This window comes from [Brevibacterium] flavum, assembly GCF_019317305.1.
GTDB classification, from domain to species: Bacteria; Actinomycetota; Actinomycetes; order Mycobacteriales; family Mycobacteriaceae; genus Corynebacterium; species Corynebacterium glutamicum.
Window position 1 is genome coordinate 820,330 of record NZ_CP079240.1, and the last position, 24,968, is coordinate 845,297.

27 protein-coding genes and 1 riboswitch are annotated in these 24,968 nt (G+C 54.7%); of the genes, 13 read left to right on the top strand and 14 right to left on the bottom strand.

Annotated elements, in window-relative coordinates; all coding sequences use genetic code 11:
* Positions 1 to 5: 5 nt before the first annotated feature.
* Both KW808_RS03960 and KW808_RS03965 read right to left on the bottom strand, forming a co-directional pair.
* Entirely contained in the window at positions 6 to 1,322 is a 1,317-nt protein-coding gene (locus KW808_RS03960) for an LLM class flavin-dependent oxidoreductase (RefSeq protein ID WP_003863604.1), read from the bottom strand.
* On the bottom strand, positions 1,322 to 2,077 hold the full coding sequence (locus KW808_RS03965) for a 3-oxoacyl-ACP reductase (RefSeq protein ID WP_003863603.1): 756 nt from the start codon (positions 2,075 to 2,077) through the stop codon (positions 1,322 to 1,324). Before KW808_RS03965 ends, KW808_RS03960 begins: the two co-directional genes overlap by 1 nt.
* Positions 2,078 to 2,134: 57 nt before the next feature.
* A riboswitch (TPP riboswitch) is annotated at positions 2,135 to 2,242 on the bottom strand.
* 213 nt (positions 2,243 to 2,455) lie between these two features.
* Between KW808_RS03965 and KW808_RS03970 the strand changes: the two genes are divergently transcribed.
* On the top strand, positions 2,456 to 2,827 hold the full coding sequence (locus KW808_RS03970; RefSeq protein WP_003863600.1) for a hypothetical protein: 372 nt from the start codon (positions 2,456 to 2,458) through the stop codon (positions 2,825 to 2,827).
* 46 nt (positions 2,828 to 2,873) lie between these two features.
* Here the strand turns inward: KW808_RS03970 and KW808_RS03975 are convergent, their stop codons facing one another.
* Positions 2,874 to 3,440 carry a dihydrofolate reductase family protein gene (locus tag KW808_RS03975; protein ID WP_003863599.1) on the bottom strand — a complete coding sequence of 189 codons (567 nt, stop codon included), beginning with the start codon at positions 3,438 to 3,440 and terminating at the stop codon, positions 2,874 to 2,876.
* 27 nt (positions 3,441 to 3,467) lie between these two features.
* On the opposite strand from KW808_RS03975, the gene KW808_RS03980 reads away from it, so the two are divergent.
* The gene (locus tag KW808_RS03980; RefSeq protein WP_034983926.1) at positions 3,468 to 3,890 is read left to right on the top strand and encodes a VOC family protein; all 423 of its coding nucleotides are present in this window, start codon (positions 3,468 to 3,470) and stop codon (positions 3,888 to 3,890) included.
* On the opposite strand, the gene KW808_RS03985 is transcribed toward KW808_RS03980, so the two are convergent.
* The 9 genes from KW808_RS03985 to lcpA all read right to left on the bottom strand — a co-directional run bounded on the left by KW808_RS03985 (position 3,887) and on the right by lcpA (position 12,187).
* Positions 3,887 to 4,111: a hypothetical protein gene (locus KW808_RS03985; protein WP_003863595.1), complete on the bottom strand. Its 225-nt coding sequence runs from the start codon at positions 4,109 to 4,111 to the stop codon at positions 3,887 to 3,889. The two genes, KW808_RS03980 and KW808_RS03985, sit on opposite strands and share 4 nt — an antisense overlap.
* Positions 4,112 to 4,122: 11 nt before the next feature.
* Positions 4,123 to 4,959: a carbohydrate ABC transporter permease gene (locus tag KW808_RS03990; protein ID WP_003863593.1), complete on the bottom strand. Its 837-nt coding sequence runs from the start codon at positions 4,957 to 4,959 to the stop codon at positions 4,123 to 4,125.
* Positions 4,956 to 5,990 carry a carbohydrate ABC transporter permease gene (locus KW808_RS03995; RefSeq protein WP_003863591.1) on the bottom strand — a complete coding sequence of 345 codons (1,035 nt, stop codon included), beginning with the start codon at positions 5,988 to 5,990 and terminating at the stop codon, positions 4,956 to 4,958. The genes KW808_RS03990 and KW808_RS03995 overlap by 4 nt, the downstream gene beginning before the upstream one ends.
* A 111-nt stretch (positions 5,991 to 6,101) precedes the next feature.
* Positions 6,102 to 6,557 carry an SRPBCC family protein gene (locus KW808_RS04000; RefSeq protein WP_003863589.1) on the bottom strand — a complete coding sequence of 152 codons (456 nt, stop codon included), beginning with the start codon at positions 6,555 to 6,557 and terminating at the stop codon, positions 6,102 to 6,104.
* 133 nt (positions 6,558 to 6,690) lie between these two features.
* Positions 6,691 to 7,965 carry an ABC transporter substrate-binding protein gene (locus tag KW808_RS04005; protein WP_499652676.1) on the bottom strand — a complete coding sequence of 425 codons (1,275 nt, stop codon included), beginning with the start codon at positions 7,963 to 7,965 and terminating at the stop codon, positions 6,691 to 6,693.
* A gap of 136 nt (positions 7,966 to 8,101) precedes the next feature.
* Positions 8,102 to 9,100, bottom strand: a complete 999-nt coding sequence (locus tag KW808_RS04010) for an ABC transporter ATP-binding protein (protein ID WP_003863586.1) — start codon at positions 9,098 to 9,100, stop codon at positions 8,102 to 8,104.
* Positions 9,101 to 9,106: 6 nt separating this feature from the next.
* Positions 9,107 to 9,508 (bottom strand): hypothetical protein, encoded by a 402-nt coding sequence (locus KW808_RS04015; protein ID WP_003863584.1) that lies wholly within the window; start codon positions 9,506 to 9,508, stop codon positions 9,107 to 9,109.
* A 366-nt stretch (positions 9,509 to 9,874) separates the two neighbouring features.
* Entirely contained in the window at positions 9,875 to 10,534 is a 660-nt protein-coding gene (locus tag KW808_RS04020) for a TIGR03089 family protein (RefSeq protein ID WP_003863583.1), read from the bottom strand.
* A gap of 93 nt (positions 10,535 to 10,627) precedes the next feature.
* Positions 10,628 to 12,187 (bottom strand): arabinogalactan--peptidoglycan ligase LcpA, encoded by a 1,560-nt coding sequence (lcpA, locus tag KW808_RS04025; protein ID WP_003863582.1) that lies wholly within the window; start codon positions 12,185 to 12,187, stop codon positions 10,628 to 10,630.
* Between the two features lie 322 nt (positions 12,188 to 12,509).
* Here lcpA and KW808_RS04030 point away from each other — a divergent pair, with 322 nt between their 5' ends.
* From KW808_RS04030 to KW808_RS04040, 3 genes are all read left to right on the top strand, one after another.
* Positions 12,510 to 13,409, top strand: coding sequence for a glycosyltransferase family 2 protein (locus KW808_RS04030; RefSeq protein WP_413540399.1), 900 nt, complete (start codon positions 12,510 to 12,512; stop codon positions 13,407 to 13,409).
* A gap of 172 nt (positions 13,410 to 13,581) precedes the next feature.
* A complete protein-coding gene (manB, locus tag KW808_RS04035) occupies positions 13,582 to 14,670 on the top strand; it encodes a mannose-1-phosphate guanylyltransferase (protein ID WP_034983597.1) in 1,089 nt (362 codons plus the stop codon).
* Positions 14,671 to 15,059: 389 nt separating this feature from the next.
* Positions 15,060 to 15,374 carry a WhiB family transcriptional regulator gene (locus KW808_RS04040; protein ID WP_003858209.1) on the top strand — a complete coding sequence of 105 codons (315 nt, stop codon included), beginning with the start codon at positions 15,060 to 15,062 and terminating at the stop codon, positions 15,372 to 15,374.
* Positions 15,375 to 15,654: 280 nt separating this feature from the next.
* On the opposite strand, the gene KW808_RS04045 is transcribed toward KW808_RS04040, so the two are convergent.
* Positions 15,655 to 16,113, bottom strand: coding sequence for a metallopeptidase family protein (locus tag KW808_RS04045; protein ID WP_003863577.1), 459 nt, complete (start codon positions 16,111 to 16,113; stop codon positions 15,655 to 15,657).
* 94 nt (positions 16,114 to 16,207) lie between these two features.
* On the opposite strand from KW808_RS04045, the gene KW808_RS04050 reads away from it, so the two are divergent.
* The 4 genes from KW808_RS04050 to manA all read left to right on the top strand — a co-directional run bounded on the left by KW808_RS04050 (position 16,208) and on the right by manA (position 20,323).
* Positions 16,208 to 16,600: a DUF3499 domain-containing protein gene (locus tag KW808_RS04050; RefSeq protein ID WP_003863575.1), complete on the top strand. Its 393-nt coding sequence runs from the start codon at positions 16,208 to 16,210 to the stop codon at positions 16,598 to 16,600.
* Positions 16,601 to 16,679: 79 nt separating this feature from the next.
* Positions 16,680 to 18,056, top strand: a complete 1,377-nt coding sequence (locus tag KW808_RS04055; RefSeq protein WP_003863574.1) for a phosphomannomutase/phosphoglucomutase — start codon at positions 16,680 to 16,682, stop codon at positions 18,054 to 18,056.
* 74 nt (positions 18,057 to 18,130) lie between these two features.
* Entirely contained in the window at positions 18,131 to 19,138 is a 1,008-nt protein-coding gene (locus KW808_RS04060) for a hypothetical protein (protein WP_003863573.1), read from the top strand.
* Positions 19,139 to 20,323 carry a mannose-6-phosphate isomerase, class I gene (manA, locus tag KW808_RS04065; RefSeq protein ID WP_003863572.1) on the top strand — a complete coding sequence of 395 codons (1,185 nt, stop codon included), beginning with the start codon at positions 19,139 to 19,141 and terminating at the stop codon, positions 20,321 to 20,323.
* Between the two features lie 341 nt (positions 20,324 to 20,664).
* On the opposite strand, the gene KW808_RS04070 is transcribed toward manA, so the two are convergent.
* Positions 20,665 to 21,450: a prolipoprotein diacylglyceryl transferase gene (locus tag KW808_RS04070; protein WP_003863570.1), complete on the bottom strand. Its 786-nt coding sequence runs from the start codon at positions 21,448 to 21,450 to the stop codon at positions 20,665 to 20,667.
* A gap of 243 nt (positions 21,451 to 21,693) precedes the next feature.
* Between KW808_RS04070 and KW808_RS04075 the strand changes: the two genes are divergently transcribed.
* From KW808_RS04075 to mtrA, 4 genes are all read left to right on the top strand, one after another.
* Positions 21,694 to 22,047 (top strand): hypothetical protein, encoded by a 354-nt coding sequence (locus tag KW808_RS04075; RefSeq protein WP_003858196.1) that lies wholly within the window; start codon positions 21,694 to 21,696, stop codon positions 22,045 to 22,047.
* Positions 22,048 to 22,157: 110 nt separating this feature from the next.
* Positions 22,158 to 23,594, top strand: coding sequence for an adenosylhomocysteinase (gene ahcY, locus KW808_RS04080; RefSeq protein ID WP_003863569.1), 1,437 nt, complete (start codon positions 22,158 to 22,160; stop codon positions 23,592 to 23,594).
* Positions 23,594 to 24,205 (top strand): dTMP kinase, encoded by a 612-nt coding sequence (locus tag KW808_RS04085; RefSeq protein ID WP_003863567.1) that lies wholly within the window; start codon positions 23,594 to 23,596, stop codon positions 24,203 to 24,205. The genes ahcY and KW808_RS04085 overlap by 1 nt, the downstream gene beginning before the upstream one ends.
* Positions 24,206 to 24,229: 24 nt before the next feature.
* Positions 24,230 to 24,910, top strand: coding sequence for a two-component system response regulator MtrA (gene mtrA / locus KW808_RS04090; RefSeq protein ID WP_003863565.1), 681 nt, complete (start codon positions 24,230 to 24,232; stop codon positions 24,908 to 24,910).
* Positions 24,911 to 24,968: the final 58 nt, after the last annotated feature.

Sequence of the window (24,968 nt, forward strand, 5' to 3'; positions counted from 1 at the left end):
CCTAGTTAAACAAGTGACCGGGCTGAATAAGCAACCTGGTTAAACAAGTGACCGCGCAGCGTGGTGTGACTGTATTCTGTGCGGAATCGGCCACGTCGCTGCAGTTCAGGGACTACTAAGTCAACAAAGTCGTCCAAACTGTGGGGGAGCATCGGTGGCATGAGGTTGAAGCCATCGGCACCGCCCTCGTCGATCCAGCGCTCGATTTCATCAGCGATACTTTCCGGTGTACCGATGAATGTGGCGTGCCCACCACCTGCTGCGAGGTAGCCCAGAAGTTCGCGGACGGTTGGTGATTTAGATTCGATGATCCGCAGCACCGTTTCGTACCTGCCCTTAGGACCGGAAAACTCTTCTAGCGGTGGCAGTGGTGGGGGAGGTGCATCCAAATCCCACGTCGAGCAATCTTGACCCACAAAGAAACTCAGCTGATTTAGTGAGTCTTTGACCGGCAACAACGCGTTGAGAGCCTGCTGTTTTGCACGCGCTTCTTCCACGGTCGTGCCAACAAAGGTCACCAAACCAGGCAGCACCGGCATGGGTTCGCGACCCTGGGCAGTGGCACGAGCATGAATATCAGAGCGATAATCTTGTGCTTGCTCCAAATCCCAGGCCACGGAGTAAATCGCCTCGGCATACCGTGCAGCGATCTCCCGTCCCTGCGGTGAGGATCCCGCTTGGAAAATAACTGGCCTGCCCTGCGGAGTACTTGGAACATTCAGCGGACCAGCGACTTGGAAGAACTCACCATCATGATCGATAGATTTAATGAGCGAGGAGTCCGCAAATTTTCCAGCACGATCCATCACCAAACTTTCCGCAGGCCAAGAATCCCACAGCGCAGTGATGGTTTCAATAAATTCCGCAGCGCGCGCATAGCGAACATCGTGACCCGGCAACGCATCCATCCCGTGGTTACGCGCCTCCGCATCGGTCATCGATGTCACCACATTGATTCCAGCACGCCCACCCGAAATATGATCCAAGCTGGCGATCATCCGCGCCGCATGAAACGGCTGCCAAAACGTACTGGAAATTGTGCTGATCAACCCAATATTGTTCGTCGCCCGCGCCATCGCAGTCAACGCGGTCACCGGTTCCAAAAACCAGCCCGGCCCATTCTCCAGACCGACCGGATTAATCGCCTGCCCATCCGCCAAAAAGACCGCATCCAGCTTGCCCCGCTCAGCGGTGCGCGCGAGTTCCTCCCACCAGGAAATTAAACCCAGCTTTTCGACGCTTCCCTCCACCGCTCGCCACGCCGCCGCGTGGTGCCCGGCACCGAAAGCAAAAAGGTTGAGGTGTATTTCTTTCGGTGTCATTAGTTGAAAACCAGTCCTCCGTCGACGACCAAGTTTTGGCCTGTAACCGCGCGCGACCAGGGGGATGCGAAGAAGAGGGAGGCGTCGGCAAGCTCTTGGGGCGTGGTGACGGACCCCAGTGGGGTGCCGGCGGCGATGAAATCAAAGACTTCCTCGGGCGTGGCGGCGCTGGCGCCAGTGGTGCGCAGCAGGCCGCCGCTGACCATGTTGACCGTGATGTGGCGCGGGCCCAGATCCTTGGCAAACGTGCGGGTCAAGGACAATAGTGCAGCCTTCGCCGCGGTGTAATCGTGGTAGGGGACCGTGGGATTCTGGAAAAGATTCGTGCCGATGTTAATCACACGACCACTTCCCACCTCCTCAAAACCAGGCAAAGCCTCCTGGATGGTGTTCAGCGCGCCCTCGATTGCGCTGGTGTACTGCTGATTAAAACGCTCAATGGTGATGTCCTCCGCCTTGGGACGCGCATCGCCATCAAAGCTGAAATCCGCCAAAGCGCTGTTCACCACAGTGGTGATCGGGCTGCCGAAATGTTCTTTCGCCTGGGCAAACATGCTTTTCACTTGTTCGCGATCACGAACATCAGCCTGAATCGCCACCGCTTTGTCCCCAGCCAACTCTGCAGCAGCATCAGCCGAACGGTGATAGTTCACCACAACACGAGCACCCTCGCGCAAAAAAGACTCAGACAACGCGCGACCAAGTCCGCGTGCACCGCCGGTGACCAAAACAATTTGCTCAGAAATATCAAGCATGAAAAAACGCCCTTCTTGGGTTGGGGCGAAGGGCAGAGGGACCTATCCCTTGGGAGGATGGGTCCAATGCGACAGTCCCTTCGCCAGTACTAACTGGATCAGGTTCGACGGGTGTAATCTCAGCGAAAGCTTTGTGAAAGTGCTTTTGCACCCCGTGTCACTAGTAGCCGAGGGTATCAGTTTGTGAGCGCGCGTGGGGCGAGTTGGTAAAGAAGAGCAATTTAGGCCGACATCACAAACCTCGATCTAACAAAGTTTTGCGCTGCCGACTCTGGAGTTTGTCTCCTAGATAGACCGCTTGTAAAAGTACTGCAGGTGGATACTGGTCTGCCGTAACGCTATACCATATAACAAATCTGTAATCCTCTAAGGAGCGCGATGAAAGATTCGTCTAAGTTTGCGACAAAAAATTATTCTGCTCGACTGTTCTTATTGCTTTATGTCTTAACGGTCGTAGTCGGGTGGATATTTGCCCTTGGGAATCCCTATTCAGTAGTAACCGCTTTTTCAATTTTTGTTGGAGTTGGTTTTGCTGTAGCTGCAGTTGCTTGTGCCCTAACAAGAAGAGCTCCCTTGTGGCTTTTGGGGTTCTTAGGTGGTGTAGGAATCGTTCTTGTCTTGATGGGAATCTATTTCAGGGTAACTCAGCCTGATGGAATCCTAACTGGATATTTGATACCGATTGGTTTTGGATTTTTTCTCGCAGAAGCAGCTGTGGCAATAGAGCGTTATTGGCATCGTCGTCACTAAGCACTGCGTTCTTAAAGGAAGAGCTTTCTGCCCAAAACTCTACAAATTAAGCCCCTTTAATCGTCTCCAGAGTGATCTCAGTGAATTGCCCAACTTCGCGGACATTGACGGTGCGGAGACGATTACTTTCGATCCCGCGGGGCATCGCTGGCTGGCCTTCATCTAAAAATACTGGCGCTATGGTCAAAATGATCCGATCGAGAGCACCCGCATCAAAGAATTGACCCGCCAGATCGCCACCACCGACGATCCAGATATCAGTGTTCTCTGGACTCTCTTCCAGTATGGCGGGGAGAACATCGGCGACATCTCCATTTACTACCTTGACAGGTTTTCCTTCCGGGGTTTCCAAGTTCCTGCTGCTGAACACCCACGTGGGGCGATCGCCATACACATCGGTCCATTTCTGGGGATCGCTGATGAAATCCAGATCCTTGAGCAGCCATTCATAGGTGGTGGAGCCCATCACGATGGTGCCGACTTTTGAAAGGAAATTACCGAAGTCTTCAGAGGCACCGTCGCTGCCGGGGACGTCGAAAAGCCATTGCAGGGAGTTGTTTTTGTCTGCGATGAATCCGTTGAGCGTGCTGGATGTGTTGTAGATGATCGCCATCACACGATGCTACCTACGATGGGGATCATGGGAATTAAACGTTTGGACAACGTGGCGATTGTGGTGGAGTCGTTGGATGAAGCAGTCGGTTTCTTTGAGAAATTAGGGATGTCCCTAGATGGTCGAACAATGGTCCAAGGGGATTTTGCTGATCGGACCGTTGGTCTCAGCGGGATTCGATCTGAGATCGCGGTGCTGAAAACTCCCGATGGGCATTCTCGGGTGGAGCTTACTCAATATCTACATCCGGAACCGATTGCAACGCCTCCACCAGCACCCAACCAGATTGGGATGCACCGATTGATGTTTGCGGTGGATGATATTGAGGAAACGATCGCACATATCGGTGCGGAACCACTCGATGGAATCGCCAACTATGAGGACGTATTTCTGCTGTGTTATCTACGCGGGCCGTCTGGAATTATCGTGGCGTTGGCGCAGGAACTTTAATTAGGGCGGTGCTTTCGCCAAGCCCTCCATACTGAGACTGTGGCGATTACTAAAACGAGCGCGAGAAGAGCTGGCCACACGGCAGGTTCGGGGCGTAACACGTTGATGACTGCCTGGATGACGGCGAGGAATGAGAAAAATCCCAGGAATCCAAGCAGCGCTTCGAGTTGAAGCCCTTTGCGTTGCGATTCGGATTGATCCTGGGATTTATCAGCACTCATGAGTATCTAGTCTAGGCTTTCACGCCACCTGCGGTGAGTCCGGAGACGATGCGGCGTTGGAAGATGAGAACCATGATGATCAGTGGGATGGTCACCAGCGCGCCGGCAGCCATGACAGAGGCGTAGGGGTATTCGAAGGAGCTTGGTCCGCTGAACCTGGCGATCGCAACGGTCACTGGCTCTGTGGAGGTGTTGGATAGTTGGCGGGCCAGCATGAATTCGTTCCACGTTGCGATGAATGCGAGGATCGCGGTGGTAAATAGTGCGGGCGCTGCTAGAGGAAGCAGGATCATGCGGAAGGCTTGGCCACGGGTGGCGCCGTCGACACGTGCTGATTCTTCGAGTTCCCAGGGCAGTTGTCTGAAGAAAGACACGAGCGTGTAGATCGTCAGAGGTAGCGCGAAGGAAATGTTCGGGATAATCAGCGCTTGGTAGGTGCCGATCCAGTTGAGGTCACCGAAGAGCTGGAACAGCGGAGTGACCAGGGCGATGCCGGGGAACATGGAGGCTGCCAAAATGATGCCGGTGACAATGCCTTTACCGGGGAATTCTAAGCGAGCCAGTGCGTAGGCGGTGAACACTCCCACGAGAACCGCGATCGCTGTTGTGGTGACACTGATGATCAGTGAGTTGCCAATGGCTGCGAGGAAGTTATTGCCTTTGTCGGTGGCCAGCGCGTCACGGAAGTTATCCAAGGTGACGTGCGTTGGCCAGGGAGTGGTGTCAAAGGTGTGCTTGGAATCGCGCAGCGCGGTGATCACCATCCAGTAGAAGGGAGCTAGTCCCCAGAACAGGATGAATACCACTCCGGCGTAGTTGAGGATGAGTCCTTTTGTTCGTTTAGTCATGGCTTAGCCACTTCCTTCACAGCAGAATCGGCTTTTACAACAGCATCCTTAGCGGTGGGCTTCTCATCCTTGGTTCTGCCCAGTTTCTTTTTCTTCATCCCTCGTTGGCCCGAAACGTCTGCTCCGAGGAACCGGATCATGATGAACGCCACGAAGAAGATCAGCAGGAAGATCAGCGTGGAGAGTGCGGATGCGGAGTTGAAGTTGTTTTGGCGCATGTCTTCCACAACCAGCTGGGAGATAACAGCGGTGGGGGAGTTGGAGGAGCTGGAGATCATGATGACGGGGAGGTCATACATGCGTAGTGCATCGAGGGTGCGGAAGAGTACTGCCACCATCAAAGCTGGGCGCACCAGCGGGAGGGTGATCTTGGTGAATTGCTGCCACGCGGTTGCGCCATCGACGCGGGCTGCTTCGTAGGTTTCCTTCGGGATCATTTGCAGACCGGCGAGGATCAGCAGTGCCATGAATGGTGTGGTTTTCCAGACGTCGGCCAAAATAACGGCGGCTCTGGCAGCCCACGGATCGGTTGTCCAACTGATACTAAGCCCAAACATGGAGTTGATGATGCCTTGTGGCGCGAAGATGAACTGCCACAGTTTTGCGGTGACTGCGGTGGGGATTGCCCAAGGGATAAGAATCGCTGCGCGAACAAGTGCGCGGCCACGGAATTCTTTGTTCATGATCAGTGCCATGGCGGTGCCGAGGATAGTTTCCAAGCCGACGGTAACCACGGTGAAGAACAACGTGATGCGTAGTGCTGGCCAGAAGTCGGTGGCTAGTGTGCCGGGTGGGCAGGTACGGATGGTGCCGTCTGAACCCATGCATCGTTGGGTGAGCCAGTAGAGGTAATTGTCTAGTCCTGCGAAGCCACCGTCGGTGAAGAGTCCGGTGGTGGGGTCGAGGCCTTTGTCGGCCTGGAAGGATAGCCAAATTGCTCGGACGATGGGATATCCGATCACCACTGCAAGGACCACGAGGGCGGGGGCGATCAGCCAGGCAGCGCTTCTGGCCTGTTTGAATGTGGCCATGTGTCGTCGCTCCTTTTGTCAAGTCAAAATAAGTTGATTGTCAGTTCTGTGAAACTGCACATTCTTGTTACATAGATCATAATCCGCCACACATCGTGATGGACACATTGCCTATTGCTTATAAAACCCGTCGCGGAGGTTCACTCCGTATTCCAGCCATGCTTTTAAAGCAGAGAGCATGCCGGTCCATCCCATCTGGCTGCCTAGGGCCTCTTGGGCTCCTGCGGGGGTGAGTGGCCAGCTGCCTTCGGTGATGGTGAGTTTTGTGCGGGTGAAATCTCTAAAAGGTTCGAATTCGAAATTGACGGAACGCAGCTCATTTGCTTGTCCCCAGCGGAGTTCAATGTGCTCGGCCTGTGTAGCTGAGACAACTTGGACGGGAAACGCGCCGGGGAAATCAGCGAAGTCCCAATAGACAGTCGATCCGGTTTCGAGGCGGCCGGATACTCCGCCGGTGGCGAAGTAGCGTTCTAGTTGTCTGGGATCTGCGATTGCTTCGTAGACCTGCACGGGGCAGCGGGAGATGTAGACAAATGTGGAAACTTGAAGATCTTTGTCGGAAGCCATCCGGACTCCTTTCACACAAGTTCAATTACACCCAACAATAGGACAAAACTCCGGCCACCTTTGTGGAAATCCGCTAAGGATTTCAGGGAAGGTGGCCGGAGGATGAACCTAAAGCATGAACCTAATTACCGAACTAGCTGGAAGCGTTTTCGATCGCTGCCTTCATGTCGGTGGTTGCCTGGTCAACGTCGACGTTGCCGTTAAGCGCTGCGTAGGCGTTGTCCTGGATTGCCTTGGAGATGGCTGGATAGAAAGGAGACACTGGGCGTGGTGCTGCGTTTTCCAGGGATTCCTTCAGTGCTGGCAGGTATGGGTACTGCTCAACAAGGGACTCATCATCGTAGATGGATGCGAGCACTGGTGGGAAGGAGTTGTCCGCGAACCAGGTTTGGTTTTCTTCGTTGATGATGAATTCGATGAAGTCGCGGGCGGTTGCCTTGTTTTCGGAGTTGACGTTGATGCCGTTGTTGTAGCCACCAAGGGTGGATACGCCGACGCCGTCTTTACCTACGAGGGGCTGTACTTCGAATTTGCCTGCGGTTGCTTCGGCTTCTTCGGAGTTGGTGTACATGTATGGCCAGTTAATGGCGTAGGCGGTTTGGCCTTCGGTGAATGCGAGGTTGGTTTTTTCTTCGGTCGCTGCAAGGGATGCCTTGGAGATGGTGCCGTCGTCGAAGCCGTCGACAAGCGCTTGAAGGCCTGCCTTGGCGTCGTCGCTGTCGACGGTGACGTTGCCGGAATCATCCAGCACGCTGCCGCCCCAGCCTTCGATGAAGCCGATGGTGTTAACGGAGAGGCCTTCGTACTGCTTGAGCTGAGTGGTCAGGCAATCAACGCCTGCTTCTTCAGCGAGGGTGCAGGATTCCACGAGGTCAGCCCAGTTTTCTGGTGCTTCTGGGATGATTTCGGTGTTGCGGAACAGCAGCTGGCCATTGGTGTTTTGAGGCAGCGCATAGAGAGTACCGTTGTAGGTTGCGGAATCCACGGTGGATTGCAGCAGTCCGGAAGTGTCTACCTCGAGGTCGCCTTCAAGGGGTGCAAGCCACTGGTTTGCCGCGAAGTCTGCGGTCCAGATGACGTCGAGCGCCATGACGTCGTAGTCAGAGTTGCCGGCCTGCAGGGATTGCACGAGGGTTTCGCGCTGCGCGTCGGCTTCACCGGCGAGTTCGTTGAGCGTTACCTGCTCATCGGGGTGGGCTTCGTTCCAGCGGTCGATGATCGGAATGACTTTGTCGGTGTCGTTTTTGCCCATCGCAAAGGTGATGGGACCGCGGCTGTCTGCGCCTTCGCTGGCGGTGGAATCTGTGGAGTCGGAGCTTGAGTCTGAACTACAACCGGCCAGTGCGATCGCTGCCAACAGTGTGGTGGCTGCAAGTGACGCGCCGGTCTTGCGGGAAATCGAGGACATAGGAAGTCACCTTTCTTAACAACAGATGCTTATCAATCTAATGACCTCGAACACGTTTGTGTGGAATTTTAGGTTAAATCACTCCCGGAGGGTCAAAAATAAAGATGCTTTTCGACGCCTCCCTCCACGTCCGAAACTAAGCGATACGCTCGCCCGACTCCAGATCGAAATGATGCGCCTGCGCCGCATCGTAGGAAAAAGTCACAGGCGTGCCAGGGGCTGGCACGGGGCCTTCCACCCAACGGGCCACCAGGCGGTGGCCCTCCCAAGTGGCATAAACATACGATTCAGAACCAAGTTCTTCGACAATATCCACCACAGCATCAATGCTTGTGAAACCCTCAGGGGTCTCATTGACCAGCATCTTCTCCGGGCGCACACCCATCGTGTGCCCGTTGGCAGGGAAGAGGTTCATGGACGGCGAGCCGATGAAGCCCGCAACGAATTCGTTGACCGGTGCGTCGTAAAGCTCCCTGGGCGGTGCGACCTGCTGCAGCAACCCGTCCTTGAGCACCGCAACCCGATCGCCCATCGTCATTGCCTCGACCTGATCGTGGGTGACGTACACCGTGGTGGTGCCCAGGCGACGCTGCAAAGCGGCGACCTCCGCGCGGGTTTGCACGCGCAATTTCGCATCCAGGTTGGACAGCGGCTCATCCATGAGGAACACCTTCGGATCGCGCACCAACGCGCGGCCCATCGCCACACGCTGACGCTGACCACCAGACAAATCCTTAGGCTTGCGATCCAAAAACTCCGTCAACCCAAGAATTTCCGCAGCCTCATTGACCTTCGCATCGATCTGCGCCTGCGGCAGCTTAGCCAACTTCAGCGCAAAACCCATATTCTTCGCCACCGTCATGTGAGGGTACAGCGCATAATTCTGGAACACCATCGCGATATCGCGATCCGCCGGCTCCTGACCAGTGACATCCTTGCCATCAATTTTGATCACACCCGACTCCACGCCCTCAAGCCCAGCCAAAGCACGCAGCGTAGTGGATTTACCACAACCCGAAGGGCCGACGAGCACCAAAAACTCGCCATCAGCGATATCTAAATCAAGCTCATGAACAGTTGCGCGCTCCGCGCCGGGGTAGCGGATTGTGACCTTGTCGAATGTGACCGTTGCCATGTTCTACTAAATTACCAGCACCAGTACACATTGTGGTTCTAATGGTGGTTCCAATGGGGTCAAAAACGCCCCCGTTACACAAGAGATCTCCGACCGGTTGTCTACTCTAACGCGATTGATTAAATCCATTGCCTTTTCCAGTCGCAGATGCCGTGGCAACTCAAGTGAATGGATCGAGCCCAACGCATCGGCTACCTCATCACTGTCAATCCCCACGGTTTCTAGCCCAGGCAGGGCGCCGAGCGCTTCCACGTTTAAAAGCGTTTCGACGTTTTCCTCCCTCACCATCCTCAACGTTGGGTGTTTTGTCAGAGGCGACAGATCGGTATTCTCAAGATCAATTAAACAAAGCTGTGGTAACGGAGGGTGCTGAATACCTTCAAGGTCAACTGTTTTGATGTTTCTCAACAGCAGTGATTTCAGCGAAAGAACCTAAATTAAATAGTCTGAGTGATTCCGTGTCATCTGGAACACCTGCACTCACAAAAGTCCTCTGCTCGATCAAGTGAGATTTCGATACTCAACGTGACTTGAAATTTGGTGGGTCACAGCGCATGCAAGGTGTTTTGGAATTATTTAAAAAAACCGAAGTCGGATTTAAGGTTTGTCCCACCTTCTTTAAGACAAGAGATCCGTAATGAAAAGGATCCCTGAAGAAAGTTCAAATGACGATCTGTGCAGCCGATTTCTCTCAGGACCATTGAAGGGACGCCGAGGGATTGGTAAAACGGGGCCGGTGGCAAAGTCATAGGGCCGTTTTTAGAAGAAAACTATCTAGATGCGGTGATTAGTTTTTTCGTTGATAGCGATCTGGTCCAAACGATCCGTATCAGCAAGTCCCGTCACGATGACCGTTGAGCCACCAACGGCGAGTGGTTCTAACACCTGATGATTAAAAGATTTGGTATCTGACCACCCAGTAGCAAGAACTCGAGCGCCAGTTGGAATATCCGTGCGCTCAACAATCTGTGGTAGAGCAGGCGTTGGGTTGAAGAACTGATCTCCGTAGAAGCGGACAGTGGGGCCAAAGTCGATGGCACCATTGGGAATTTCACCGCCACTTTCAACGATGCCACGTCCGAAAGGATCATCGCTGACTAGCAGTACATCACTGTGAGCCTCATATGGTTTGTAGCGATCGAGAGATGTGAAGATGACATCGGCATCAGTCTCACCAGAAACAAAATCCGCTTCAACGCCAGTAGCTAAAGCCCCAAGCACGATCACCGCAGCCTGCCAGCTGACGGGAAGGTCGATCGCGATAGTTGACCCTTCTTCCAAATCAAGCTCATCAATCAGCATGTTTCCTACTTTGGAAGCCCAGTTGTCCAACGTGATCGCGGAGAAATCTAAACGTGCGCCAGTGGTTTCGTTGTAGACAGTCAATCGGGGAGAAGCAGGATCAAGTGCGAGCAAATGTGAAAGAAGTTCCATGACCCCCAGAGTAAATAAAAGATACAGACAGTGCTTGAACGAAAAATCCCTCCGGCGGGTAAGGGCCGGAGGGAGGCGTCGAAAAGCGGGGTTTTAGTTAACGCAACGGGGACCGTCGCCGCCGGCATCGAACTCTGGGCTTTCGATGGGCGCTCCGACATCGGCGCCCGGCTGGCCAACGGTGCTGCTGGTGATGACAGCGTTGGCTTCGGCGGTAGGACCAGCGTAATCGCCGGCAGAAACGACGATGACGGTGTTGTCGTCGAGGGAAGAGTTGGCCACGATGGGGAGGCCGCCGAGGGCTTCGGAAATCGCGAGGGCCTTTTCGTTGTCTGCTTCGGCGGCGAGGATCTGGGACTCGTAGTAGAGGCCTTCCGCTGCGTTGCCAGTTTCGGAGATGGTGTACCCCATTTCCTGGAGGTGCGCTGCAATGCCGTTGGCTAGGCCCTCGGTGTAGGAAGCGTTGAGGACGTGAACCTCGACTTCGCTTAGGTCAGGGGCCTGATCAGCAGATTGATCGTCGGAGCCGTCTTCTGGAGCTGGCTCTGTTTCACCGAGTGCTTCTTGGAAGAATGCGTGCACCTGGTTGACATCGATGGTGACAACGGACTCGCCGTAATCGCCGGTGCCGTCAATGGAAGTCACTGGGATGGTGGCAAATGTGACGTTGCCGCCGGCGAGGTTTTGCAGCTGAGTGGCAAAGCTCATGATCTCCCAGCCTTCGTCGATGACGACGGAGCGGGTGACGGCATCAGCAAGTGCGGAAAGCTTTGCAGGGTTGGTGAGCGTTCCAGAAGACAGCACCTGGTTAACAAGCGATGCCATATACGACTGCTGGCGGACGATGCGGTCGAGGTCGCCGCGGGGGAGATCGTGGCGCTGGCGCACATAAGACAACGCATCGGAGCCACCGAGGGTTTGACGGCCTGCAGGGAAGTTGGCGCCGGATAAAGGCTCATCGACGGCGTTGTTGAGGCAGACTTCGACACCACCGACAGCATCGGTGAGCAGGACGAATCCCAAAAGGCCGACTTCGGCGTAGTGATCGACGGTGATTCCGGTGAGATCTGACACAGCATCGATCAAACCTTCTCGGCCAGCATCCTTCGCCCGGGTTTCCAACTCCGACTCATTGGTGAAACCCTGATCCATGAGCTCAGCACGACGGGCATCCTTGTACGCACCATAAACGCCGTTGATCTTCATGTTGCCGTAATCGTCATCATGAATATAGGTATCGCGAGGAATCGACACAGCGGTGGCAGACGAGCCATCGTTAGGAACACGAATCACCATGATCGTATCGGTGTTGTCGTTCTCCTCGTCGCCTGCGCGGAGCATCGCCAGCTCCTCCTCAGTCAGCGTGTTGCCCTGAGCATCGGAACGGGAATCAGAACCCACCAACAAAATATCGGTAGCACCGTCAGCAGCATTGCCGTCCTGGATGCCGCGACCGCCACCAAGGTTCAAGTTGCCAGAAGCGACACCGTCCACTTTTCCGACAGCAAGATACCCCAAACCCGATACCAACAACACCAGCACTGAAACAAAAGCTACAACGCTTCGGAACACAGGATGGCCCGCTTGTTTAGTTGATTGCATTGCTGCCGGAGCAGGCTTAATGTCACGGACGGGACGATACTTTTCAGTCACGTGCTGCTAACCCTTCGCGGTAATTAGATTGTCGGTCAAGTTCTGTATGTGTTCTGTATTTATGGAGCGGGGGTTTTCATACGTGGCCATTGGCTGCTTGGAGCGGCCATTGGGTGCTTGGGGCGGCCTTGGCGACTTTAGGCTGCTGAACTGTGCTCAAAAGCTTGTGTGCCGGTGTCCTCTCGGCAAGCGAGAAGCCCCGATGAAATTATGAAAAACCATAGGTTCTGGACAATTCTAAGCCATATGAGGGTGTTTTCCTCATCGGTTATCGGGAGTGGCGGATACTTCTTGCAAACTTAAACCACTATGCTTTCGCTTCGTGAGTACTTTGAAATCCCCCATCGCTGTGATCACAGTGACCTATTCGCCAGGTAAATACTTGGCGTCGTTCCTGGATTCTTTGCCTGGTGCGACTTCACGAGACACCCACGTTGTGATGGCAGACAATGGCTCTGTCGATGGTGTTCCTGAGCAGGCAGCAGCCTCACGCAGCAACGTGGAGTTCCTCTCAACTGGCGGCAACTTAGGCTACGGAACGGCTATTAATATTGCCGCCCGATCGTTGCGTGCGCGCCGGGAGGCAGGAGAGATCGATGGGGAGTTCTTCCTCGTCTCAAACCCTGATGTTGTTTTTGACGAAGACTCTATTGATCAATTGCTTGAATGTGCGAAACGTCACCCTGAAGCAGGAGCGGTTGGCCCGTTGATCCGTGAGGCGGACGGTTCGGCGTATCCGTCGGCTCGGGCAGTACCCACTTTGGCGAATGGCATTGGTCACGCTTTGTTGGGTGCTGTGTGGAAATCCAATCCGTGGTCAGTGGCTTACCGTGACGATGAAGATATGGACACCGAGCGCACCGCTGGCTGGCTGTCGGGATCGTGCCTGTTATTAAGGTGGGATGCGTTTGATCAAGTTGGTGGTTTTGATGAACGCTACTTCATGTACATGGAAGACGTTGACCTGGGAGATCGCCTGGTTCGCGCCGGTTTCACCAACGTCTTTTGCCCAAGTGCGCAGATCATCCACGCGAAAGGTCATGTTGCGGGTAAAAACCCAGAGAACATGTTGCCCGCACACCACGAGAGCGCGTATCGCTTCCAGGCTGATCGCCTCGCGAATCCGTGGCAAGCCCCCATTCGGTTGGCTCTGCGAATTGGTTTGAAATTACGAGCCGGAGTCGCGGTTGGTGTCTCTAAGATGAGAACGAAAGCCTCTTAGACCGTCGACGACCACCGGACGGTGAATTCAACTCATTTCAGGCAAATGTAAAGTGAATCTACATTAATTTTCTGAAATGGATTTGCTGCGGCCCCGGAATTACCCTTTTCGAGGCCGTCATCAAATTTGTACCCCCTTAAAGACACCCTAAACACGAGTGAAACAGGAACACATGACTTTAACTGACAACAGCAAAAACGTTGATGCTGTCATCTTGGTCGGTGGCAAAGGTACCCGACTGCGCCCCCTGACCGTCAATACTCCAAAGCCAATGCTGCCAACTGCTGGCCACCCATTCTTGACCCACCTTTTGGCCCGCATCAAGGCTGCAGGCATCACACACGTCGTGCTGGGAACGTCATTCAAAGCTGAAGTCTTCGAGGAATACTTCGGAGATGGCTCCGAAATGGGCTTGGAAATTGAATATGTCGTCGAGGATCAGCCTTTGGGCACTGGTGGTGGCATCCGAAACGTCTACGACAAGCTGCGTCACGATACTGCGATTGTGTTCAACGGCGATGTGCTCTCCGGTGCGGATCTCAGTAGCATCCTGGACACCCACCGCGAAAAAGAAGCGGATCTGACCATGCATCTCGTGCGCGTGGCCAACCCCCGCGCGTTCGGTTGCGTGCCCACCGATGAGGATGGTCGCGTCAGCGAATTCCTGGAAAAGACCGAAGATCCACCAACAGACCAGATCAACGCCGGCTGCTACGTGTTCAAGAAGGAACTCATCGAGCAGATCCCCGCTGGCCGTGTCGTTTCCGTTGAGCGCGAAACCTTCCCTCAGCTGTTGGAAGAGGGCAAGCGAGTCTTCGGCCACGTCGACGCCTCCTACTGGCGCGACATGGGCACCCCAAGCGACTTCGTCCGCGGCTCGGCTGACCTGGTCCGCGGCATTGCGTACTCCCCACTGCTCGAAGGAAAAACAGGAGAGTCGCTTGTCGACGCCTCCGCCGGCGTTCGCGACGGCGTCCTGCTGCTCGGCGGAACCGTAGTCGGCCGCGGCACCGAGATCGGTGCCGGCTGCCGCGTTGACAACACTGTTATTTTCGACGGCGTCACCATTGAACCAGGTGCGGTCATTGAAAATTCCATCATTTCCTCGGGAGCACGCATCGGTGCTAATGCGCACATCTCCGGTTGCATCATCGGTGAGGGAGCACAGGTTGGCGCGCGGTGTGAACTCAACGCAGGGATGCGCGTCTTCCCAGGCGTTGTGATCCCAGACAGCGGAATTCGTTTTTCGTCTGATCAGTAGGCATTTTTAGCTCTTTTGGACGGGCGTTTTCACAGCGACCGTTCGGGGGCGAAAATGTTTTTGGTTGAGCGGTTTTTGGAGATTATGCAGCACTGCTTATACTTGTAGGGAGTGCTGATCTTGTGGCAGAATCTGTCTAATTAAGATTAATGACACAATATGTAGTACCCCCGGAAAATGCCCCCGTGAGAGGGCTTTTGTGACTGGTGTGAATATTGTGAATTAACCGGCGGAAGTTTGGCTGATTTTTTCTGTAACGGTTGACGGCGATGTACCAGCACGTGTGTAATCGCTTGGGAGAGGGAAAAATTTTCCAAACCTGCTCGGGGACCAACATCCCCGATGAGAACAGACTTAAAGTAGCTTTGAAAGTGAGAGGGGGGCGAGTAATGGAAGATTCAGCTGGGGACGTATCTGCAAAGTTGAAAGCAGGCCAGACTCGCACCGCACTGGAGATGACTTTGGATGATCTGTTCGGAGCGGTTGAGCAAGAATGGCAGGAGCAGGCGCTGTGTGCGCAAACTGATCCTGAAGCATTCTTTCCAGAAAAAGGTGGCTCAACTCGCGAAGCCAAGCGGATCTGCCAGGGCTGCCCGGTTCGGGATGAATGCCTAGAGTTTGCTCTTGAGCATGATGAACGCTTTGGAATTTGGGGTGGTCTCTCTGAACGTGAGCGCCGTCGCCTGAAACGCGAAATTTCTTAAAATTCAAGACCAGCAAGCGAACCTTTAATTAATTGAGGGTTCGCTTTTGTTCTTGGCTGCACCGGCTTCTAAAAGACCAAAACCGGCGTGTTTTTAGAGCTACTTTGGTCTCGATCGCTACTCTGCAGGCCTGAATGGGGTGGAATTGGACCAAAAGTGGCAATGGCTGGAATCGTTCTTGGTCTCGATTGTTAACCTCCGGTGGAGTGCCATTGAAACTGGCCTGGCGTCGGAAGAAGCCCAGAATCGTCTCCCAATTGCCCATGGTCCACCGGCCACACTAGAGATCCTGGAATCCCGGATCGATGTCTCGTGGATCAATATTCAGATAGTTCGCCACCAAAGAGGTGAGGACATGAGTCAATAGCTCGTGGCGTTCCACAGCGTTGGTGACTCGTTGCTCGATCGGCATTCTGAAAATAACGATGCGTGCTCTCGTGGGGTTTCCCTTGGTATCGATCGCCGGTGGGATGACGCGACCGAGTGGAACGGGGCCGTCGGCGGTGATTTCATCGGGGAGGATGGCAAGGTCGGCGCTGAGTCGCATGCGAGGAACGGTATCGACAGCGATGTCTAGATTGCTGAGCTCTTTTTGGTAAATCCCGTAAAGAGGGGAGTAGGCCTCTAAGACTGCGCGGTCGAAGGCTTGGCGTCTAGAGGCGTGGCGGGGAACTTCGACGGGCATGAGTGGGCCGCGGAGACCGCGTCCGTGCCGATTGCGGAAAGTTCTCGTATGCATGAAAACAAATTCTATGTGTGTTGAGCTGCCAAAAGGGGTTGGCGCGCCGATGATGACTGTCCAAACCTAAACCAAAGGTCTAAACTTTGGCTTCGTGAGTCAGTTTCGTCGTTGTTCCCGCCCTGGTTGTGGCAAGCCTGCCGTCGCAACCCTCACCTACGCATATTCGGATTCCACTGCGGTGGTTGGTCCGTTGGCGCCTGCAGCAGAGCCCCATAGTTGGGATCTGTGTGAGCATCATGCCGAGCGTATTACTGCGCCCCTTGGTTGGGAGATGCTGCGGGTGAACGACATCAAAGTCGATGACGATGAGGATCTGACGGCTCTTGCGCAGGCTGTTCGTGAGGCTGGACGCACTGTGAGTGGTCTGGTTCCTGAAGACGAAGTGGGCGGCAACCATCCGGTGAACCGGAGTGCGCGGATCGCGGAACAGAAAGTTCACCGCAGGGGTCATCTCTATGTTGTGCCTGATCAGGACGAATCATAAGGTTTGCTATTCGGATTGGATCCTTTGGCAGGGGTAGGATTGCAAGCGTTATTTTGTTCCCTAACCCCTTCGAGGATTTATGCGTACCCGTGAATCTGTCACAGCTGTAATTAAGGCGTATGACGTACGTGGTGTTGTTGGTGTCGATATTGATGCTGATTTCATTTCTGAGACTGGCGCTGCCTTTGGTCGGCTCATGCGTAGTGAGGGTGAAACCACCGTTGCTATTGGCCATGACATGCGTGATTCCTCCCCTGAATTGGCCAAGGCGTTTGCCGATGGCGTGACTGCGCAGGGTTTGGATGTTGTTCATTTGGGACTGACTTCTACTGATGAGCTGTACTTTGCGTCCGGAACCTTGAAGTGTGCTGGTGCGATGTTTACTGCGTCGCATAACCCCGCTGAGTACAACGGCATCAAGTTGTGTCGTGCGGGTGCTCGTCCGGTCGGTCAGGATTCTGGTTTGGCCAACATCATTGATGATCTGGTTGAGGGTGTTCCAGCGTTTGATGGTGAGTCAGGTTCGGTTTCTGAGCAGGATTTGCTGAGCGCATATGCCGAGTACCTCAATGAGCTTGTTGATCTGAAGAACATCCGCCCGTTGAAGGTTGCTGTGGATGCGGCAAACGGCATGGGTGGGTTCACTGTCCCTGAGGTATTCAAGGGTCTGCCACTTGATGTTGCGCCACTGTATTTTGAGCTTGACGGCAATTTCCCCAACCATGAGGCCAATCCTCTGGAGCCTGCCAACCTGGTTGATTTGCAGAAGTTCACCGTAGAGACCGGATCTGATATCGGTTTGGCTTTCGACGGCGATGCGGATCGTTGCTTCGTGGTCGATGAGAAGGGCCAGCCAGTCAGCCCTTCTGCGATCTGTGCGATCGTAGCGGAGCGTTACTTGGAGAAGCTTCCGGGTTCCACGATCATCCACAACCTGATTACCTCTAAGGCTGTGCCTGAGGTGATTGCTGAAAACGGTGGCACTGCGGTGCGTACTCGCGTGGGTCACTCCTTCATCAAGGCGAAGATGGCAGAGACCGGTGCGGCCTTTGGTGGCGAGCACTCTGCGCACTACTACTTCACTGAGTTCTTCAATGCGGACTCCGGCATTTTGGCTGCGATGCACGTGCTGGCTGCGCTGGGAAGCCAGGACCAGCCACTGAGTGAAATGATGGCTAGGTATAACCGGTACGTTGCTTCAGGCGAGTTGAACTCCCGTTTGGCTAATGCAGAGGCGCAGCAGGAGCGCACCCAGGCTGTGCTCGATGCGTTCGCTGATCGCACCGAGTCCGTGGACACCCTTGACGGCGTGACTGTGGAACTCAAGGACACCTCCGCGTGGTTCAACGTGCGTGCGTCCAACACCGAGCCGCTGCTTCGCCTCAATGTTGAAGCTGCATCGAAGGAAGAAGTCGATGCGTTGGTAGCGGAGATTCTAGGGATTATCCGCGCATAATCCCATTTTCCGGCGGGCATCACGGGAATTCCTTATCCTTGGTAGTCAAAGTCAAGGAAAGGACTTCAATCCCCGTGGTGCAAGTGGACAATACCTTTTATGACGGTTCTGCTTATGATCCTGAAACCGTCCGATTTTTTGATGTGGCGCAGGAGGGGGCCCAGGTTCGCCAGATCGGTGGCCTCGTGGCGCAGGGCGCGTTGAGTGCGTTCGAGGGGTTGCGGCCACGTAGCGTGGTGGTGATGCTCGACGGCCAGATTCACCGCAGTTGTGTGCGATTGGTGGAAACCTTGCATTCCCCGATGCGCCAGCCGCTGGTTATTACCTCCACGCTGCCACATTACATCGGTGCGCTCGACGTGCTGATTGTCATCACCGACAACGGTGCAGATGAAAAAGCGCTCAAGGCACTCATCACGGCGTCGCAGCGGGGCGTGGCCACGCTGCTCATTGGCCCTAGTTCAGGCCCGCTTATCGACGAATCCCCCCAGGACACCTTCGTCCTTCCCACCTTGCCCACGGCCGCAGGCTTGTCGCCCGCCCGCATCGTGGCGTCGATAAGCACTCTTTTGGATCTTTTAGAAGCAGACCCCAGCATTATTTCCGACCGCTTGGAACACCTCGCCGACTGCATTGATGAGGAAGTGGAATCGCTATCGCCGGAACGTGACGAACTAGTCAATCCCGGCCGAAAACTGCGCGCATACGTAGATCACGCACGGATCGTGCATACCGGCCGAACTGATGTGGGACTCGCGATTGCCAACGTTATCGCCCCAATCTGGACCCGCCGAGGCCTGGTATCAGCCGTGCTGGACTTTCCCGAGCTCATGGAATCACTGCCGGAACTACGCGGACCCGAGCCAATTACCGACGATATATTCCATGACCCATTCATAGATGACGAACCCGGGGTGGTACCGTTTAGGGCTGTTGTCTGGGCCGAAGAGGAACCCGGAATCCCCGATGCCATGGCGCAAAGCTGCGACGGACCTAGCAAAGGGGCGCTGACACAAGCACTGCGTTTGCTGGTGCGCGGACAGTCAGCCACGACCTATTCCATTGAAGAAAAGGACTTGTAAATGGAGCTATTGGAAGGCTCACTGCGCACCTACCCATGGGGTTCAAGAACACTGATCGCTGATCTCAAAGGCGAAGAATCACCATCGTCTCGCCCAGAGGCCGAAGTCTGGTTCGGTGCCCACCCAGGATCACCATCAACCATCGGTGGAAACGCACTCAACGAAGTCATCGCAGCGAACCCCGAAGAAGCATTGGGCACGCGTGTTGCCGAAGCGTTTGAAAATGAGCTTCCATTCCTCCTCAAAATCCTCGCGGCGGGAGCGCCCCTATCACTGCAGGCTCATCCATCGCTGGAACAGGCCCGTGAAGGATTCGCCCGCGAAAACTCAGCAGGAATTGACCTCGCCGCACCGAACCGCAACTACCGCGACCCAAACCACAAGCCAGAGCTGATCGTTGCTCTCACGGAATTTATCGCGATGGCAGGCTTCCGCCCACTGCGGAACACCCTCACCATTTTCGACGCCCTCGCCTGCGAACCCCTCGACCGCTACCGCAGCATGCTCACCGTCGACAACGAGGAAGAATCCCTCCGCGCACTGTTTACCACCTGGATCACCATCCCCATCGGTAAACGACACGAACTCATCGATGCCCTCATCAGCAACGCCCACACCTACCTTGAGGCAAACGATCGTGACGAGGACATCGCATTCGTGCTCTCACACATCATTGAACTCAACGAACAATACCCCGGCGATGTCGGCGTTCTGGGTGCTCTGCTGTTGAACTTCTACAAACTTGCCCCAGGCGAAGCCCTCTACCTCGACGCCGCAAACCTTCACGCATACATCAGCGGCCTCGGCGTAGAGATCATGGCGAACTCCGACAACGTGCTCCGCGGTGGACTGACATCCAAATACGTCGACGTCCCGGAGCTCGTGCGCGTGTTGGATTTCAACTCTTTGGAAAACGCTCGGGTGGACGTTGAAGAAGACGGTGCAACGACCCACTACCCAGTTCCAATCAACGAATTCCAACTCGATCGCGTTGCAGTTCAGGGCGAAGCAGAAGCCAACCACGATGGTCCCATGATTGTTCTGTGCACCTCCGGAACTGTTTCTTTGGAAGCAGGGGAGAAGACCCTCGAAGTAGCAGCAGGTCATGCCGCATGGGTTCCAGCAAACGACCCAACCATTGCGATGCGTTCTGAGGACGCAGAAGTATTCCTCGCTAGGGTTTAGATCTTTTTAGATTAAAATCATGCGCCCCGCCAGAACTTGGCGGGGCGTAAATCTATTTTGCGCTCGGATTGGCTGACGGGGCGTGTCTGCTGCCGTCAAAATCTGGATTCGGTTGGGGAGCCTCTGCACAACCGTCCTATATGGCCGAAATTGAAAGGCTCGAGGCTTTTGGTCACCTAGTTTGGTCTGGCTCAAAACTTGCATCTGTACCCAAATATTAGTGCCTCTCAGAATCGCCTGTAAGAGCTTAGAAACCTTGTGGTGGCACTTACACACGCATTGCCACTTTTCGACCTCTTAAACGCCCTTCTAAATGCACGTGAAATTCAGGTCGAAGTGGTTTAGCTCGTGGCAGTTGGTTCCACAGAGTTAGCTACAGAATTGGATGTTGTGTCAGCTGGTGCGCTTGGTGTTGCGTTTGGCGTCGCATCAGTAGTTGAACCGGCTGGCTGATCCGGATTGAGAGGAGCAGTAGGTTCCTCTACGAAATCGGTAGGTGGCGTATCAGACTCATCTGGTTGGGGAGTGCTTGTTGAATCATCGCTCGTTGGCGGGGTGGACGGAGCTACCGGATCGGTTGTCTCAATCGGATCGGTTGTCTCAATCGGATCGGTGGGTTCCGTAGGTTCAGAAGGTCCAGTTGGGTCTACCGGATTTGTAGGTTCGGTTGGCCTGTCTGGGCTCGACGGTTGTGTAGTAGCAGTTGACTCATCATCAGGTTCACTAGGCTCGTTTGACCTGGAGGTGATTTGAGTCGGGCTTGCCGATCCTGCTGAGGAGGGAGAACTCACCCGAGAGGTGGTAGTTGGAGAACTGCCAGAAGGGGTTGAACCGGAGCTTCGGCCATTGTCTGGACGCACAAAAGCATTCGGTGGAAGATATGGATCTTCGGTGTTGATAGGCGCCAAAGTTTGGTTTTCTAGGTCAGGTTCCGCCTCTTTGGTCTCTGTATAACCTGGGGAATCGTACCTAGCCTGGGTTTGGGTGGTAGACGTAGTAGTAGACGTGGCAATATCAGAGGTGGGTCGGCTTGGGCTGGACATCTGCCAGACCATAAAACCCAGGGCGGTGGCGGCTAAACAGCCGGCGACGATGAAGACGAGGGCTCGTCGAGTTTCTGTTTTCATCGTGGTTCACCTCCGAAGTGCAGTAGTTGTCTGAAAACTGGAAAATAACAAGTCAATAACAAACGCTATCATGTCTTGGCTTTCGTGAATAGGTCGCCAGGTAAAGATGCAGGTAATTAGCGATTTTAAAGTTCGTTGATGTGCTGTCTGAATCGTGTGGGCGTTAGATGAATTGTTATAAACCGGATGTTTAACGGAATTTAATACGTGTCTGATTACGCGGACTAGAAAGGTTTTAGAGACATGGGTGCATGGGACGATGCAATCTTGACTGAGGAAGTCAACGTTGATTTTCTCGACGAGATCTCAGAATTAGATACTCAAGACATTCTTGAGGCGTTGGAAGACGCATGTTTGCTGGTGGTTAACCAGGACAACGCCACTGAAGACGAACACCTCAACGGTCAGGCGGCTGCGACGATCGCGGCCATCATGTTTGGCGCTCCATATTCTGCGGGCCAGGTGCTGGAGAATTACCCATTTATCCGCGAACTCGTCGGTGAGGGCTCTGAAGCTCTTCGCGGTGCTGCAGCGCAGGTTTTGGAAGAGGCAGATGTGGAATATGACCTCGAAGCTTATTTAGAGGCCCTCAACTAGCCCTCCACTAAACAGCTTCAATCAATTCGGTGTCCACTCCAACATGTAGAGTGGTGCGCGTTAAAAAAGTTTTCCTAATTTTCATTTTCTTAAAAGGAGCTCGCCAGGACATGGCACAGGTTATGGACTTCAAGGTTGCCGATCTTTCACTAGCAGAGGCAGGACGTCACCAGATTCGTCTTGCAGAGTATGAGATGCCAGGTCTCATGCAGTTGCGCAAGGAATTCGCAGACGAGCAGCCTTTGAAGGGCGCCCGAATTGCTGGTTCCATCCACATGACGGTCCAGACCGCCGTGCTTATTGAGACCCTCACTGCTTTGGGCGCTGAGGTTCGTTGGGCTTCCTGCAACATTTTCTCCACCCAGGATGAGGCTGCAGCGGCTATCGTTGTCGGCTCCGGCACCGTCGAAGAGCCAGCTGGTGTTCCAGTATTCGCGTGGAAGGGTGAGTCACTGGAGGAGTACTGGTGGTGCATCAACCAGATCTTTAGCTGGGGCGATGAGCTGCCAAACATGATCCTCGACGACGGCGGTGACGCCACCATGGCTGTTATTCGCGGTCGCGAATACGAGCGGGCTGGTCTGGTTCCACCAGCAGAGGCCAACGATTCTGATGAGTACATCGCATTCTTGGGCATGCTGCGTGAGGTTCTTGCTGCAGAGCCTGGCAAGTGGGGCAAGATCGCTGAGGCCGTTAAGGGTGTCACCGAGGAAACCACCACCGGTGTGCACCGCCTGTACCACTTCGCTGAAGAAGGCGTACTGCCTTTCCCAGCGATGAACGTCAACGACGCTGTCACCAAGTCCAAGTTTGATAACAAGTACGGCACCCGCCACTCCCTGATCGACGGCATCAACCGCGCCACCGACATGCTCATGGGCGGCAAGAACGTGCTTGTCTGCGGTTACGGCGATGTCGGCAAGGGCTGCGCTGAGGCTTTCGACGGCCAGGGCGCTCGCGTCAAGGTCACCGAAGCTGACCCAATCAACGCTCTTCAGGCTCTGATGGATGGCTACTCTGTGGTCACCGTTGATGAGGCCATCGAGGACGCCGACATCGTGATCACCGCGACCGGCAACAAGGACATCATTTCCTTCGAGCAGATGCTCAAGATGAAGGATCACGCTCTGCTGGGCAACATCGGTCACTTTGATAATGAGATCGATATGCATTCCCTGTTGCACCGCGACGACGTCACCCGCACCACGATCAAGCCACAGGTCGACGAGTTCACCTTCTCCACCGGTCGCTCCATCATCGTGCTGTCTGAAGGCCGTCTGCTAAACCTTGGCAACGCCACCGGACACCCATCATTTGTCATGTCCAACTCTTTCGCCGATCAGACCATTGCGCAGATCGAACTGTTCCAAAACGAAGGACAGTACGAGAACGAGGTCTACCGTCTGCCTAAGGTTCTCGACGAAAAGGTGGCACGCATCCACGTTGAGGCTCTCGGAGGTCAGCTCACCGAACTGACCAAGGAGCAGGCTGAGTACATCGGCGTTGACGTTGCAGGCCCATTCAAGCCGGAGCACTACCGCTACTAATGATTGTCAGCATTGAGGGAATCGACGGCGCCGGCAAAAACACCCTGGTTTCGGCATTAACGCAGGTTATTGATGCAAAAGTCCTTGCATTCCCACGTTATGAAACCTCGATTCACGCCCAATTGGCCGCGGAAGCACTCCACGGCCACATGGGCGACCTCACCGACAGCGCCTACGCCATGGCCACGCTTTTCGCCCTCGACCGCCACTTCGCGATCGATGACTTAAACGCGCCCGGCGTGGTGCTGCTCGACCGATACGTCGCCTCCAACGCGGCTTATACCGCCGCCAGATTGCTTGACGACGACGCCCCCCGCTGGGTTGCAGACCTCGAATTCGGGCGGCTTGGGCTCCCACGTCCGACGCTTCAAGTGTTGTTGGATACCCCCGCGGAGGTAGCGCAAGATAGGGCTAGACGTCGAGAAGCGCTTGACTCCGCGCGTGCGCGGGACCGCTATGAATCGGATTCGGCGCTGCAGCAACGCACCGCCGAGCACTATCGCCGCCTCGCGGCGGACAACTGGGAATCACCGTGGATCGTGGTTGCCCCTGATGAAGACCCCGGCCACGTTGCGCAGAGAATCGTGGAATTCCTGGGTACTATAAACTAATCCCAATTAGCAGGAAGGATTCTCATGTCACAGAAAATTCTCGTCGTTGATGATGATCCCGCCATCTCCGAGATGCTCACCATCGTGCTCAGCGCAGAAGGCTTTGACACCGTAGCTGTCACCGACGGCGCACTCGCCGTGGAAACCGCCTCCCGGGAACAACCGGATCTGATTTTGCTCGACTTGATGCTTCCAGGCATGAACGGCATCGACATTTGTCGCCTCATCCGCCAAGAATCCTCCGTACCCATCATCATGCTCACCGCCAAAACCGACACCGTTGATGTGGTGCTCGGTTTGGAATCCGGTGCAGACGATTACGTGAACAAGCCTTTCAAAGCGAAAGAACTTGTCGCCCGCATCCGTGCCCGCCTCCGCGCAACCGTGGACGAGCCCAGCGAAATCCTCGAAGTCGGCGATCTGTCCATCGACGTCCCAGCACACACCGTCAAACGAAACGGCGCTGAGATTTCCTTGACCCCACTCGAATTCGACCTCCTGCTGGAACTCGCCCGCAAACCACAGCAAGTATTCTCCCGTGAAGAATTGCTGGGCAAAGTGTGGGGCTACCGCCACGCATCCGACACTCGACTGGTCAACGTTCACGTTCAGCGTCTGCGCGCCAAGATTGAAAAAGATCCAGAAAATCCGCAGATCGTCCTCACCGTCCGCGGTGTTGGCTACAAAACTGGCCACAACGATTAAGTTTTTCATTTAAAAAAGGGGCAGTTTCTCATTCTTGCCTGGCTCACGCGACTCCGAC

Coding starts and splice junctions, on each gene's coding strand:
- KW808_RS03960 (WP_003863604.1), bottom strand. CDS start 1,322: ATGACACCGAAAGAAATACACCTCAACCTTTTTGCTTTCGGTGCCGGG.
- KW808_RS03965 (WP_003863603.1), bottom strand. CDS start 2,077: ATGCTTGATATTTCTGAGCAAATTGTTTTGGTCACCGGCGGTGCACGC.
- KW808_RS03970 (WP_003863600.1), top strand. CDS start 2,456: ATGAAAGATTCGTCTAAGTTTGCGACAAAAAATTATTCTGCTCGACTG.
- KW808_RS03975 (WP_003863599.1), bottom strand. CDS start 3,440: ATGGCGATCATCTACAACACATCCAGCACGCTCAACGGATTCATCGCA.
- KW808_RS03980 (WP_034983926.1), top strand. CDS start 3,468: ATGGGAATTAAACGTTTGGACAACGTGGCGATTGTGGTGGAGTCGTTG.
- KW808_RS03985 (WP_003863595.1), bottom strand. CDS start 4,111: ATGAGTGCTGATAAATCCCAGGATCAATCCGAATCGCAACGCAAAGGG.
- KW808_RS03990 (WP_003863593.1), bottom strand. CDS start 4,959: ATGACTAAACGAACAAAAGGACTCATCCTCAACTACGCCGGAGTGGTA.
- KW808_RS03995 (WP_003863591.1), bottom strand. CDS start 5,990: ATGGCCACATTCAAACAGGCCAGAAGCGCTGCCTGGCTGATCGCCCCC.
- KW808_RS04000 (WP_003863589.1), bottom strand. CDS start 6,557: ATGGCTTCCGACAAAGATCTTCAAGTTTCCACATTTGTCTACATCTCC.
- KW808_RS04005 (WP_499652676.1), bottom strand. CDS start 7,965: ATGTCCTCGATTTCCCGCAAGACCGGCGCGTCACTTGCAGCCACCACA.
- KW808_RS04010 (WP_003863586.1), bottom strand. CDS start 9,100: ATGGCAACGGTCACATTCGACAAGGTCACAATCCGCTACCCCGGCGCG.
- KW808_RS04020 (WP_003863583.1), bottom strand. CDS start 10,534: ATGGAACTTCTTTCACATTTGCTCGCACTTGATCCTGCTTCTCCCCGA.
- manB (WP_034983597.1), top strand. CDS start 13,582: ATGACTTTAACTGACAACAGCAAAAACGTTGATGCTGTCATCTTGGTC.
- KW808_RS04040 (WP_003858209.1), top strand. CDS start 15,060: ATGGAAGATTCAGCTGGGGACGTATCTGCAAAGTTGAAAGCAGGCCAG.
- KW808_RS04045 (WP_003863577.1), bottom strand. CDS start 16,113: ATGCATACGAGAACTTTCCGCAATCGGCACGGACGCGGTCTCCGCGGC.
- KW808_RS04055 (WP_003863574.1), top strand. CDS start 16,680: ATGCGTACCCGTGAATCTGTCACAGCTGTAATTAAGGCGTATGACGTA.
- manA (WP_003863572.1), top strand. CDS start 19,139: ATGGAGCTATTGGAAGGCTCACTGCGCACCTACCCATGGGGTTCAAGA.
- KW808_RS04070 (WP_003863570.1), bottom strand. CDS start 21,450: ATGAAAACAGAAACTCGACGAGCCCTCGTCTTCATCGTCGCCGGCTGT.
- KW808_RS04075 (WP_003858196.1), top strand. CDS start 21,694: ATGGGTGCATGGGACGATGCAATCTTGACTGAGGAAGTCAACGTTGAT.
- ahcY (WP_003863569.1), top strand. CDS start 22,158: ATGGCACAGGTTATGGACTTCAAGGTTGCCGATCTTTCACTAGCAGAG.
- KW808_RS04085 (WP_003863567.1), top strand. CDS start 23,594: ATGATTGTCAGCATTGAGGGAATCGACGGCGCCGGCAAAAACACCCTG.
- mtrA (WP_003863565.1), top strand. CDS start 24,230: ATGTCACAGAAAATTCTCGTCGTTGATGATGATCCCGCCATCTCCGAG.